Raw genomic sequence first — 12,944 nt, 5'->3', positions numbered from 1 at the left:
ATATGCTTTCAATATTGCAAAAATTGTACTATACTAAGAACAAATTCGTTATGAGGGGGAAAATTATGAGCGACTATGAAAAGAAAGGATATCTTGTCAGCGACTTCCGTGTTTTCCGTTTAAAAGACGCTGCCTTGAAACCCATCCCCTTTCACTATCATGACTTCCATAAGATAATCATGTTTCTTGATGGTGCTGTAGATTATGTTATTGAAGGCAAAACATATCATCTGGCTCCCCGGGACATTGTCTTTGTTGCCGCCGGTGAAATTCATCGCCCCGTATTCACTGATGATAATAAAGAATACGAACGCATCGTCATTTATGTAGCGCCGGACTTTTTACGGCGTTGGCAACAGCAAAATGCTGAGCATGTGGACCTGGCCCAGTGCTTTACCTACGCCCGTGATAACAGCAGTGTCATGCACCAGCCCCCCGGCACCAGCCATGACCTGCTCTTTCACATGGACAAGCTGGAAAAAACAGCCCGGAGCAAGGGCTTTGCCAATGAGCTTTTCACCGAAATTATGTTCATTGAATTTATGATACTTTTAAACCGTTCCCTGCATGAACATGAATTATCCGGACTGAACAATGCCACCTATGACCCCAAGATTCAACAGATAATCACCTACATCAATGCCAATCTGGCGCATGACCTGCCCATCGATGAACTGGCAGCCCAGGCCTATATCAGTAAGTTCTACTTAATGCGCAAGTTTAAGGCCGACACTGGTTATGGCATTCACCAGTACATTCGCAGCAAACGCCTGCTGCTGGCCCGTGACCTGCTGAAAACAGATATGCCCATCACCGCCATCAGTGAGGAAGTCGGTTTTGCCGACTACTCTACATTCTCCCGGGCATTTAAAGAAATGTTTAAATGTTCGCCCCGTGATTATCGCAAACAATAACCTGACAGAGGCAGAGGCCATCAACTGTATGATGACCTCTGCCTCTTTATATATAACTTATATATCATCAAATATCCGCACAGCCGGCACCTTTTTCATTTTGCGCAGGGATTTAAGCTCCGTCCCATCAGCTGCCTGGGGAACCGGCTTACTGTCATCCGGCACATCTTTTAAATGCGGCGGTTTGCGATAGCAGCTGTCCAGCTTGCCATCCACAAATTCTTTTACCAAAACACTGCCATCAGGCAGCACATGCCGGATTATCTCTGTACATTTCTGCTGGGCTTTCAGCTCGGACAATTCCGCCCGCCGGGCATTCATTTCCTCGAGCGTTTCGGTCAGATTAGCAATGCGTTCCTGCACCAGGCCCGCAAACATATCCTTAAAAGCATCTGTACCCTGTGTCCTGGCTTTTTCCATATTAGTGACGCCAGCCACGCTGTCATCAAGGCCTGCAACTCGCATACCTCTCCCCCCCTTTGCTTTTATATCGGCTGTAAGTGCCGTTTTCTTAAGTCACTTTGTTTGACTTCCCCTGACAACTAGCGTATCATTTAACCATAAACGCAAAAATATACTGCATTGGAGTGAATGCTTTGTTAAAAATAGCTATGGCGCAAATGGAAGTCATCCCCGGTCATCCCGACAAAAATGCCGCTGCCATGCTGCGCATGATTGCCGAGGCCCGGGAACAGGATACCGATATCATCATTTTCCCGGAAATGGCCATTCCCGGATATCTGTTAGGTGATACCTGGGAACAGACAAGTTTCCTCGCAGACTGCGAACATTACGGTCAGGAAATAATCGCCGCCTCGCAGGGGCTCACTGTTATGTTCGGCAATATCGCCATGGACTGGGAGAAAACCAACAATGACGGGCGTGTGCGCAAGTACAATGCTTTTTTCACCGCCCAGGACGGCCAGCTGCTTACACCTGTAGGCCAGTCTTATCCCTATGTCATCAAAACTTTGATGCCTAATTACCGTGAGTTTGACGATACCCGGCATTTCTTCAGCCTGCAGCAGCTGGCTATTGAAGAAGGCAGAACGCCGGCGGAACTCATCGCCCCGGTCAGCCTTACCGTACGCGGCAAAAATTATCATATCGGCTGTCTGCTTTGCGAAGACGGCTGGAGTGACAACTACGCCTTAGAACCACTGCAGATATTAAAGGAAAAAGCCAGTATTGACATGTTCGTCAATATCTCGGCCTCGCCTTATACGCTCGGAAAAAATGATAAACGCCATCGGGTATTCGGCCAGCAGGCTAAAGACGCCGGCGTTCCCCTGTTTTATGTCAACGCCATCGGCCTGCAAAACAACGGAAAAACCGTCTATACCTTCGATGGTGCCAGCACCGCCTACAACGACAAAGGCGGTGTCTGCCTGACCAGCACCACTTATCAGGAAGAACTGACCATTGTGGATTTGGATAAGCTGCCATCTATCCCGGAAATAACACCGGCTGCGGAATCTGACATTGCGCATATTTACCGCGCCCTGCACTATGGTATCCGCCGTTTTCTGGAAAACATTCACATGCAAAAGGTGGTTATTGGCATTTCCGGCGGCATTGACTCGGCTGTTGCCGCGGCATTATACGCCAAGGTTGTCGGCCCGGAAAACCTGCTGCTTGTCAATATGCCCAGCGTCTTTAATTCCGCGACGACCAAAGGACTCAGCAAGGAGCTGGCCGATAATCTGGGTTGCCAGTATGCAGTAATACCCATTCAGGAATCCGTTGACCATACTGTCAAACAGCTTTCCGAAACGCCCATCACCTATCTTACTGACATGTCAAACCAAAACCTCACGGTTTCTTCCTTTGTCACGGAAAATATTCAGGCCCGTGACCGCAGTGCCCGGGTACTGGCAGGCGCAGCAGCTGCCTTCGGCGGCGGTTTTACCTGCAATGCCAACAAAGCAGAAACCACGGTCGGCTACTCCACCTTGTACGGTGACCAGTCAGGTTTCCTGGCCGCCTTGGCTGACCTGTGGAAATATCAGGTGTATGACCTGGCCCATTACATGAACGACGTCATTTACGGACGCGAAGTTGTGCCGCAGGGAATTATTGACATTGTTCCGAGCGCCGAGCTTTCCTCTGCCCAAAACGTAGACGAGGGCAAGGGCGACCCCTTAAAATATCCTTATCACGATTACCTCTTCCGCTCCTTTATCGAGCGCTGGCAAAAAGCCGCTCCCGAAGATATTCTGGAATGGTATGCAGCCGGCACATTGGAAGAAAATCTCGGCTGTGCCCCGGGCCTCGTGGCCAAATATTTCCCCACAGCACAGGAATTTATCGCTGACCTCGAACGCTGGTGGAATCTGTTCACCGGCATGGCCGTGGCCAAGCGCATTCAGGCACCGCCTATCCTGGCCATCAGCCGCCGCGCCTATGGCTTTGACCATCGTGAGGCCCAAAACGGCCCCTATTACACTTTAAAATATCGCCAGCTCAAACAGCAATTGCTGCAAGCGAACTAAAAAAGAGCCCCGCGGGGCTCTTTTCTTATGCCGAAATACTATTGAATTTATAATTAACATACTTGGCGGCAATTTTTTTCATACGTTTGATATACACAACCTGCCAGATAATGGTACAGATTTCAAAAACAATGGCTGCCAATAACCACATTCCCACAACCTCATCATCAATATCGCCTATCTCCACAGCCGGATTATAGGCGGTCAAAGCGTCATAGAATGTATGAATAACTACAGGCACGAGAAAAGCCGTAAGGTATAGCAATTTGTACGGTTCGCCATTTGCTTTATGGAAATGCCCCCTGCCGATATATTCTGCCATAAATATGCCCAGCAGCATGTGGAAAGCTACGGTAAAGAAACGGCAAAAGCCCATAAGCGTACCGCCGTACACTAATTCCTCATTCAGGGTAAAGCCCATGCCCACACCGCCACCGATTAAAATGTATTTGTAGATGTTATCCGGCTTAAACAGTTTAACTTCCAGGACTATCATAAGCAGTTTGGCCAGTTCCTCCGGGAAACCGGCACGAAAGAAAGCCAACGCTGACGCCTTTACAAATTGATTTTCTATATCTGCCAGATTGTATCCTAAATCTACAATTGACATAGCAATGACAATAGCAAGGATAAACGTAATTATCGTAGCCAATACCCCCAGGCCTAAGGAAATATAAGCCTGCTTTGGCGAAATACTGTCTGCCCCGCCCCACCTGAGCATTTTCTTATAAATGAATCCAAGGATTATGGCGGCAAGAATTAACTGAATAAGCTCCATTATCTGCACCTCCCAACGGAACAGCGCCTTCCCTATAACGCCGTATTTGCTTGCCTCGATATAAGAGAAAATTCTCCCTTACATTAGTTTAATCCTGCAATTCAGCAGACTTAATTTCGCCTATGGCAGTTTCCCCTGAGCATTAACCTGCCACAAATGTCTTACTTTCATGGCAGGTATTTAAGAATGTTTGTAGAAGAATTACTTTAACATTAGAAAATATCAAGGTGAATGTCTATGTGTGACGAAATAAATTGGCAGGAATTTTTTCACAAGGCTATCATAAGCGCGGCCTCAGATATACACTTAACCGTCGGGCAAAGGCCATACATGCGGTGCCTGGGAGCCTTGCAGCCACTCGCCTGCTGCCCGCTGACCGAATCTGTGCTTTCAGAAATTTGTGCCTTTATCATGAGTGAGTATCAACGGGAAAAACTGACCAGCGAACGGGAAATTGACATGTCATGGAATTATGACGGGCGGCGGTTCAGGGTGCATGCTTACTACCAGCAAGGCTGGCCGGCTTTGGCGTGCCGCTTGCTGCCGGAGAGGATTCCCAGCCTTGCGGAACTTAATGCCCCTAAAGCCTGGCAAAAGATAAAGGAGACTGACCAGGGACTTATATTGGTGACAGGCCGTACCGGCTCCGGCAAGTCGACAACGCTGGCAGCTTTTATCGCTGAACTAAACCACGAGAAAGCCTGTCATATTGTTACGTTAGAGGACCCCATCGAATATGTTTTTAAGCCTGACAAATGTTTTATCAGTCAACGGGAATGGGGACGTGATTTTTATTCCTTTCCGCAGGCCTTGCGCGGTGCCTTACGGGAAATGCCTGACGTGATTCTGGTCGGTGAGATTCGTGACCGGGAAACCTTGGAAACGGCTTTGACTGCCGCCGCAGCAGGTATGCTCGTGCTCGGAACACTGCATAGCCGCAGTGCGGCAGAAACTATCCTGCGCATGGAAGGAATGTTCCCCAGTAATGAACACGAAAGTGCTCGGGCCTTAATCGCCCAGGTTTTGACAGGGATTATTTCCCAAACTCTGCTGCCAGCGGCTGACGGCGGCAGGACCGCACTCTACGAAGTGCTGCTGTCTGTTCCTGCGGTCACCAGTTTAATCAGACAAGGGAAATACAGCCAGTTGTCAGCGGTGATGATGAGTCACCTGCAGCAAGGCATGCAGACACGCAGCCAGGCTTTGCAGGACCTTTGGCAAAATGGCAGGATAAGCCGGGAAACTTGGGAACGTCAACAGGGAGAAAGTTATGAATTATAAATACACGGCCTGCAATCGTGCCGGCCAGCATTTTCAAGGAAATATTGCGGCCGGCAGCCGGCAGGAGGCCGCCCGGCAAATCAGGCAGCAAGGTTTATGGGTAACAAATCTGATAGCGGCAGAAGAAAAATCTGCGTCCACACGCAAAAATCTACAGGATTTAATCAGTTTTGTGGGCGGAGGCTTTACGACAGGACAGCAGGCACTATTCTTTCGGCAGCTGGCCGTCCTGACAGAGGCCGGGATTCCCCTGCATGAGGCACTGCGTAATTTAGCTGCGGCCAGCAGGGAAAACAGCTGTACTAAGGTCCTAAATAAACTGCATCAGGCCGTAATGCAAGGCAATAGTTTATCAGCGGCCTTAGGTAAATATCCGCAAATATTTTCCGCACAGGTTGTTCACTTGGTACAGGCCGGTGAAAACGGCGGTACCCTGGATACGGTATTGATTCGTCTGGCTGATTATTTGGAACAGACCACCATTGCCCGGGAAAAACTTAAATCCGTCCTGCTCTATCCGCTGATTCTGGCCTGTTCAGCTGTAGGCGCGCTGGTCTTTATGACTTTGGTGATTCTTCCGGCCTTTGCCGCTATGCTGGAAAACCTGCAGGTGGAATTGCCCCTGCCGACAAGAATTTTATTAAGTACAGCGGCCTTTCTTAGGGATTACGGAGATATGACTTTGGTCATTGTCATTTTAGGCTTGCTCGTCATACTGGCCCTGCGAAAATCTACAAAGGTAAAACTGTATTATGAACGCTGTCAGCTGGCCCTGCCCTTATTGGGAAGTTTACGCCTGCATACAGACTGGATGCTGGCACTGTCGACACTAGCCTCCCTGCTCGAACAGGGGATAGCACTGCCGCTGGCTTTGGAAATGGCCGGCAAATCCTTGGACAATAGCTACCTGGCCCAGCAATTAGGACAGGTGCGTCAAAAAATACAACAAGGCAGCTCGCTGCGAGCTGCCTTGGAAGAATGCCCTAGTTTTCCGGCAATCCTGCAGGAAATGCTGGCTGCCGGTGAACAATCCGGTAAATTGGAAACGATGCTGACCAAAGGTGCTGACTATTGCAAAGTTATGATGGAAAATGAATCTGCACGCTTGCAGGCTTTAGCTGAACCTGCTGCCATTTTTCTGGTCGGCGGTCTGGTATTTTTCTTTGTGCTGTCGGTGATTATGCCGCTGCTAAATACTATGGACGCTTTGACCATGTAAGCTGAAGTCATCACATCACTTGGCGCTGCGCTTTACATTCTCACCGTAAATGGTCTTAAAATCGTCCCGCATGGAAACGGAAACCCAGCCATTTTCCGTGGCCAGTTTCTTGCATTTTTCCGCTTTTTTGCTATCCCCCAGTTCTCGCTGCAGGTCATCACACAGCAGGAAGAAGGCCGCACTCTTGTACTTATTATCGTTCACCGTATAGTTAAGCATACTGGTATCACCACTGGAATTACCAAAGGCCAGCACCGGCTGCTTACCTATTTCCCTGACGATGGATTGCACTTTGTTCATTTGGAGATTCTTGATGACAAATTTGCCCCGCACCAGAGAATCTCCTTTTTTATAGGCATAATCCAGTCCATTCTTATCGCCCTGATGGTTGGCTTTGACTTCGATATCGGTGCCGATGATTCGATTTTCGGGAATATGCAGGGCATCACAAACGAGAACGCGCACCAGCTGCCGCTCAGTTCCCGAAACTACATACACCTGAAAGCCATTATTTTGCAGGTACTGAATAGTTTCTACCATCGGCAGGTAAAAGGCCTCGCCCCACTTTAGGTTAGTCAGGCCCTCCACCGGCGTTTCCATAAATTTCCGGACATAGGACGTGTACTCAGGATAGCTCATGCCCTCAAACACAGCGGCCTGATGCGGCGCACTGCTGCCCAGTTTGTCACCAGCATCCTTGCTGCGAATAAACCGTTCCAGCCCTTTGGCAAACTCCCGGTCCGCCGGCGACGCCTTATAGTTCTTGTCATTGACAGCCCGTTCAATGAACAGCATGCCATCAAAATAATAAGGGGCTGTCTCACATATAAAAGTCCCGTCCATGTCATAAACAGCAATACGGTCTTCCACGGGAATGAAATTCTTGCTCTTCGTGTTGGTAACATCTTTAACATAGGAAACAAGCGCCTGATAAGAGGCAGCCTCCTTGTTCCAATACTTGAAGTTGCTGCCCTGTTTATTCACGGAAATCTGCGAGATTTCTGCCCGCGACATGGCCTCAGAGCTTGGTACATCTGCCATAAAGCCCAGGCTCAAAGTTGCTAACAGAACAGCCGTACAAAGTTTTTTATTTTTCATTACCGAAATCCTCCCTTTTCGTCATCTGCCTGCGATATAAGCACATGGCAAATAATTTCCACAAAACTGCAGCATATTCCTGTTTCAAGCTAAAATTTCTCTCTTTGTCTGCAGGAAATACCGCAGCGCACCTGTAAAGCCTGCGGCTGTCCCGAGCCGGGCAAAGGCAATATGCGTATTGGCCAGCAAGGCCGCCGGCAACAGCTCCTGTAAATACTTATTAAGGCGCGGGGCAAAATAATCCTGCTGGGCCATTATCGCACCGCCCATTATCAATACCTCCGGATTTACTACACAACAAATGGCGGCCAGGCCTTGGGCAATCTTTTTCGTCATATCATCCAGTGCCGCCAGCGCTTTTTCATCGCCTGCGGCCGCCCGCTGAAAAACTTCCTCTCCCGTTGCCGCGCCTGTCTGTTTAAGTAATACAGGCACACTCGCCACCCGTTCCAGATGGCCGCCGTCACTTGGCAGGAAACCTATCTCACCTGCGGCCGCAGCCGCGCCATGAACAACATGACCGTCCAGTACCAAAGCGCCGCCTATGCCTGTTCCCACAAAGATACAAAAGGCACTTTTCGTACCCTTGCCGGCTCCGAGCCAGCTTTCCCCCAGGCCGGCAGCGTTTACATCATTTTCCACCGTACATGGCAAATGCGTCAACTTTTCTATTTCTGCACGCAGTTTCATGCCGCTATAACCGGGAAAATTGGGCCCGGCAAATATAACCTCACCTTTTTCTGCGTCAATGAGTCCCGGGGAACAAACGGCCACACCTGCCGCCTGGCCACACTCTGCTTGCAGGCTCTGCACAATCGCAGCTATTTTGCGTGGAATATCACCGCTGCCGTCAGTGTCGATATTCGTCGGCCGCTGTCCCTGGGTGATAATCTGCCCCTCTTCTGTCAGCATTGCGTACTTAATGGCTGTACCGCCTATATCTATACAAGCATATTGTTTCATAATGTTCTCCTGTTCCCGGCAATATTTCTGATGGCCGTGCTTAATTTGGGCAGCAATATTTATGCTGCAACAATATAAACTTCTACGCTGCTGTCTTAAACCCTGCAAAATATCCCCCTGCGACGGTGTTTTTTGTCATTTATACGGCGCACGCAGGAAATAAACGCAGCGTGTAGAATATATCGGGTAAAATCATAGATAAGGTGAGCATTTATGGATAAATTAGTAGCCAGCATCTTAAAACGGCTGACGCCCCTTTGGGAAACCATATATTTTTTCTACCAAAGGTTCACTGCCTACCATAGCATTTCCAGCTGGTTTGACATGGCCTCTGGTACTACCTATTATTTTCTGTTGGGTTTCCTGCCTTTTTTGGTATTTACAGTAAACCTGATGCTGTTCGTCATGGCCTCACAGGTCGACGCTATTTACGGTATGGCGTCCCATTATCTGCCCGAACGTATGGCCGGGCCGCTTATGAGTGATATCACGCGCATTATGGCCAGCCGCAGCAGCCTGTGGATGTGGGTGACAGGTCTTTTCTCCCTGTACAGTTTTGTGCAAGGTCTGGTGATACTGACACGCGCCACCGATAGCCTTGATTATGCCAATACAGCTGCCATGGCCCGGGATAACCGCCATAATATCCTGGTATACGCCAAGGGTATTATCTTTACCTTTGGTTTAATGGTGGTTATATTTCTCTCTCTGGGGCTGCCTGTCTTTGGCAATTCCCTGGTCTACTATCTGAATGAGGACGGCCAGCTGCCGGCCTTTTTCCTCGGACTGTGGAATTTCCTGCGCGTTTTCCTGCCCTTTGTGGTACTCGTTGTCTGGCTCACTTTTTTCTATATCTTTGCGCCCCATTCTTATACGCCACCGTTCAGACAGGCCTTTATCACTGCGCTGCTGGTCACTTTCTTGTGGCTGGCCGCCACAGGTATTTACGGCTGGTGTATGACGCTTATCCCCAGTATGGGCATTGCCTACGGTTCCCTCTTTGGTCTCTTTGCCCTGTTTGTCTGGTTTAAATTCATTGTCAGTTTTATCATTTACGGTATCGAATTCTTAATGGCACTTAACGAAATGGAACTCCGGAACAAAATTGCCGCCATGCAGGCCCAAAATAATTCCTGAACAATATGGAGGCCCCCATAAGTCAGATTATATTTCCTGACTTATGAGGGCCTCTGCTATAGCAATCAGTCCCATCCCATTGCCTTACTTATCTATTTTTTCCCAGTAATTTATCCTGAGAATGTCCCCTGGTTTGATATCCCTGGTCAAAAGCCATTCATTAAGCTCCCGAATCCCCTCACGGAATTCATTTACTTCCCGGGCACCGTAGGTATTTTTCTGCATGTACTTCTTGGCAATACTTTCCAGGGTATCCCCCTGCTGTACCTGGTAGGATACATGTACTACCGTCCAGGCACGATGGTCAAGTTCAGCTGCCTCGGTAATATTGCTGGCACAGATAATAAAGGCCGCCATCATCATTGCCATAACTACTTTTCTCATCGTCCTGTCCTCCTGTATCCACTTAGGCTTATGCCCTTTAAACATATATACGTATCACCTGAAAAAGTATTACAAAAAAAATTAAATTTTTTCAGATTCCCACACTTATTTAGGTGTTCTTGTTTATCTATCTAATCTTTATATCCCTGAAAGCTCAAAGTGTGTATTGTATAAAAAAATTTTTATCGTGACCGAAACACAGACAAAATACTCTCCTTCCCCTATAATGCCTGTGTACTATGGTCAGAAAGGAAATGTTTATGGGTGAACGAATAACGAAAAAACTATCACCGCGCTATGCGGTTCCGGACAGGGAATTATGTGCAGCCTGCGGGGCTTGTGAGGATGTATGTCCGTTAGGTGCCATTGCCGTCTATCAAGGGCAGTTTGCCAAAGTTAAGGAAACTCTCTGTGTAGGCTGCGGCAAATGCGTCCGTGAGTGTCCAGCCTCCATCATAAAACTGGAGGTGCGCGCATGAACAAGCATTGGTATCACTATCTGTGGATTTGGTCGCTGCTTTACTTCGGCCTGGGATTTTTTAATATTCTCTTTTCCTGGCTCGGGCTTATCAGCTTTGCCCTGCCCCTCATTATGGCGATATTTTTCGGCAATAAGCGCTTTTGCAACCGCTACTGCGACCGCGGGCAGACACTACGGGCTCTAGGGCAGTTGGGCTTTTCCCGGCGTAAAGATATGCCTGCCTGGATGAAGGGCAAGGCGTTCCGTTTTGGCTTTATGGTATTTTTCTTCGGCATGTTCGGCAGTGTGCTCTATACAACCTGGCTCGTTTATAGCGGCATCGAATCCCTGCAGCAGGTGGTTTCGCTTTTATGGACGTTCCACTTTCCCTGGGAGTGGGCCTATAGCGGAGACGTATCCCCCTGGACAGCACAATTTGCTTTTGGCCTGTATAGTCTTATGCTGACCTCCGAAGTCATCGCTCTTGTTACCATGCTTTTATTCCGTCCGCGGTCATGGTGCGTTTACTGCCCTATGGGTACGCTGACGCAGCTGATTTGCCAGGCTAAAAGCCCCAACCTGCCGGAATGAAAAAATATCTCACCTTTATTCTTTTAATCACGATAATTAAAGGAAAACAGCACGCCATGACAGAAATATTCCTGTATAGTTATTAACTGCAATGCAACAAACAGGAAGGAGCTTATCCATGCAAAAATCATTTTCGCTCCCTATTTCACGTCGGGAATTTGTAAAGATGGCCTCTTTGGCTGCTGCCGGTCTGGCCGCCGGTACCACGCCAGGTATGGCCGCCACGCCCAGCACGCCGCAGGCAGGAACCATGGCCTATGCAGGCCGCGAAATTCCCCTACTCTTTGATACTGATGTATGCGTTTGCGGCGGTGGGCCGTCAGGTGCCGCAGCTGCCATAAATGCCGCCCGCAAAGGTGCCAAAACCGTTCTCGTAGAACGCGGCATTGCCTTGGGCGGCCTGGCTGTCCTCGGCTGTGTTTATCCTTTTATGGACACACTGGCCCCTGACAGCGATACGCCTTATGTCGCAGAAGTAAAAGACAGGCTGCACCGTCATGGTATTGAACACTATGACGGCGTCACCCGACAGGTTTGGCATAATCCGGAAACTTTGTCACTTATCTATGATGAAATGTGCGAGGAGGCCGGCGTCAATATCTTATATCAGTGCGTACTGGTTGACAGTATCGTGGACAAAGGCAATATCACCGCCGTTATCGTGCAGACTATCGCCGGCCTGGCTGCCATTCGGGCCAAAACATTTATCGATACGACAGGCGATGCCTACCTTGCCCGCGCTGCCGGCGTCCCATTTGAAAAAGGCTATGAAAAGACCGGCAACAACCAGCCCATGTCCTTCCGCTTTGAAATGGGCGGCATTGATTTAAATCGCCTCTACCAGCATGTGGCCGTCGAACTAAAAGAAGACTGGTGCAAGTCCAAACCTCCTCATTTTGAAATTGCCGAGGCCATGCACCGCAAACAGCGTTACAAGCTGGAAGAATTGATGGCACGCGGCGTGGAATCTGGTGAGCTTACACAGAAAGAGGCCGAATACCTGCAGGCCCATTCCATCATCGGCAAAAACGGCGTCATGAGCATGAACTGCCCGGAAATTCCTGTAGAATACAGCGCCTCTGACCCGCTTTCCTACAGCAAAGCCGTTACTGTAGGCCGCAAGATGATGCGTCATATCGCTGCCTACCTTGTGAAACACCTGCCCGGGTTCGAGCATGCATTCATCAGCCGGGAGGCCGCTATGCTGGGGGCTCGTGAATCCTGGCGTATCCGCGGCAAACATTATCTTGTCGAGGACGATTACCATAACCAGAGCCGCTATGCTGACGCGGTCTGCCGTACTGCCTGGTTCATTGACGCCCATGGCGAAAAGGTATCGGAAAAGCTGCCCAAGGGTGCTTATTACGAAATCCCCTACCGCTCCTTGGTAACCAACGAAATCGGCAACCTGATTGTCGCTGGCCGGGCCATCAGCGCCAGCTTTATCCTGCAGGCCTCCATGCGCATTCAGCCCACCTGCATGAGCATTGGCGAGGCTGCCGGCATTGCCGCCGCCTGGGGACTGAAACATGGCATTGCTGCCAATAATGTAGATTGGAAAGCCATACCTGCCAAAGAAAGAAGTTATGTAAGCAGCAGAAAATAATAATACAGATTTCTTAATGAG

General features: G+C 49.1%; 13 protein-coding genes. 8 read left to right on the top strand and 5 right to left on the bottom strand.

What is annotated here, in order from left to right:
* The first annotated feature begins 65 nt into the window (after positions 1 to 65).
* On the top strand, positions 66 to 914 hold the full coding sequence (locus DL94_RS0101430) for an AraC family transcriptional regulator (RefSeq protein ID WP_028128605.1): 849 nt from the start codon (positions 66 to 68) through the stop codon (positions 912 to 914).
* A gap of 57 nt (positions 915 to 971) precedes the next feature.
* On the opposite strand, the gene DL94_RS0101425 is transcribed toward DL94_RS0101430, so the two are convergent.
* Positions 972 to 1,379, bottom strand: coding sequence for a hypothetical protein (locus tag DL94_RS0101425; RefSeq protein WP_028128604.1), 408 nt, complete (start codon positions 1,377 to 1,379; stop codon positions 972 to 974).
* A gap of 131 nt (positions 1,380 to 1,510) precedes the next feature.
* On the opposite strand from DL94_RS0101425, the gene nadE reads away from it, so the two are divergent.
* Positions 1,511 to 3,406: an NAD(+) synthase gene (gene nadE, locus DL94_RS0101420; RefSeq protein WP_028128603.1), complete on the top strand. Its 1,896-nt coding sequence runs from the start codon at positions 1,511 to 1,513 to the stop codon at positions 3,404 to 3,406.
* A 25-nt stretch (positions 3,407 to 3,431) separates the two neighbouring features.
* Here the strand turns inward: nadE and DL94_RS0101415 are convergent, their stop codons facing one another.
* A complete protein-coding gene (locus DL94_RS0101415; protein WP_028128602.1) occupies positions 3,432 to 4,184 on the bottom strand; it encodes a PrsW family glutamic-type intramembrane protease in 753 nt (250 codons plus the stop codon).
* Between the two features lie 231 nt (positions 4,185 to 4,415).
* Between DL94_RS0101415 and DL94_RS0101410 the strand changes: the two genes are divergently transcribed.
* Complete coding sequence (locus DL94_RS0101410; protein ID WP_028128601.1) at positions 4,416 to 5,465, top strand: type IV pilus twitching motility protein PilT; 1,050 nt, start codon at positions 4,416 to 4,418, stop codon at positions 5,463 to 5,465.
* Positions 5,455 to 6,684, top strand: a complete 1,230-nt coding sequence (locus DL94_RS0101405) for a type II secretion system F family protein (protein WP_028128600.1) — start codon at positions 5,455 to 5,457, stop codon at positions 6,682 to 6,684. The genes DL94_RS0101410 and DL94_RS0101405 overlap by 11 nt, the downstream gene beginning before the upstream one ends.
* A gap of 15 nt (positions 6,685 to 6,699) precedes the next feature.
* Here the strand turns inward: DL94_RS0101405 and DL94_RS0101400 are convergent, their stop codons facing one another.
* Both DL94_RS0101400 and DL94_RS0101395 read right to left on the bottom strand, forming a co-directional pair.
* Entirely contained in the window at positions 6,700 to 7,782 is a 1,083-nt protein-coding gene (locus tag DL94_RS0101400; protein WP_037371047.1) for a haloacid dehalogenase-like hydrolase, read from the bottom strand.
* Positions 7,783 to 7,866: 84 nt separating this feature from the next.
* Positions 7,867 to 8,745, bottom strand: coding sequence for an ROK family protein (locus tag DL94_RS0101395; RefSeq protein WP_028128598.1), 879 nt, complete (start codon positions 8,743 to 8,745; stop codon positions 7,867 to 7,869).
* A gap of 213 nt (positions 8,746 to 8,958) precedes the next feature.
* On the opposite strand from DL94_RS0101395, the gene DL94_RS0101390 reads away from it, so the two are divergent.
* On the top strand, positions 8,959 to 9,882 hold the full coding sequence (locus DL94_RS0101390) for a YihY/virulence factor BrkB family protein (RefSeq protein WP_028128597.1): 924 nt from the start codon (positions 8,959 to 8,961) through the stop codon (positions 9,880 to 9,882).
* A gap of 84 nt (positions 9,883 to 9,966) precedes the next feature.
* Here DL94_RS0101390 and DL94_RS0101385 read toward each other — a convergent pair whose 3' ends face one another.
* Complete coding sequence (locus tag DL94_RS0101385; protein ID WP_028128596.1) at positions 9,967 to 10,266, bottom strand: LysM peptidoglycan-binding domain-containing protein; 300 nt, start codon at positions 10,264 to 10,266, stop codon at positions 9,967 to 9,969.
* A 260-nt stretch (positions 10,267 to 10,526) separates the two neighbouring features.
* Between DL94_RS0101385 and DL94_RS0101380 the strand changes: the two genes are divergently transcribed.
* The 3 genes from DL94_RS0101380 to DL94_RS0101370 all read left to right on the top strand — a co-directional run bounded on the left by DL94_RS0101380 (position 10,527) and on the right by DL94_RS0101370 (position 12,923).
* A complete protein-coding gene (locus tag DL94_RS0101380) occupies positions 10,527 to 10,745 on the top strand; it encodes a 4Fe-4S binding protein (protein ID WP_028128595.1) in 219 nt (72 codons plus the stop codon).
* Entirely contained in the window at positions 10,742 to 11,317 is a 576-nt protein-coding gene (locus tag DL94_RS0101375) for a 4Fe-4S binding protein (RefSeq protein WP_028128594.1), read from the top strand. Before DL94_RS0101380 ends, DL94_RS0101375 begins: the two co-directional genes overlap by 4 nt.
* A 118-nt stretch (positions 11,318 to 11,435) precedes the next feature.
* Positions 11,436 to 12,923: an FAD-dependent oxidoreductase gene (locus tag DL94_RS0101370; RefSeq protein ID WP_051586240.1), complete on the top strand. Its 1,488-nt coding sequence runs from the start codon at positions 11,436 to 11,438 to the stop codon at positions 12,921 to 12,923.
* Positions 12,924 to 12,944: the final 21 nt, after the last annotated feature.

The organism is Selenomonas sp. AE3005 (assembly GCF_000686945.1).
Lineage (GTDB): Bacteria > Bacillota > Negativicutes > Selenomonadales > Selenomonadaceae > Selenomonas_A.
This window is presented reverse-complemented; position numbering and strand designations above follow the sequence as displayed.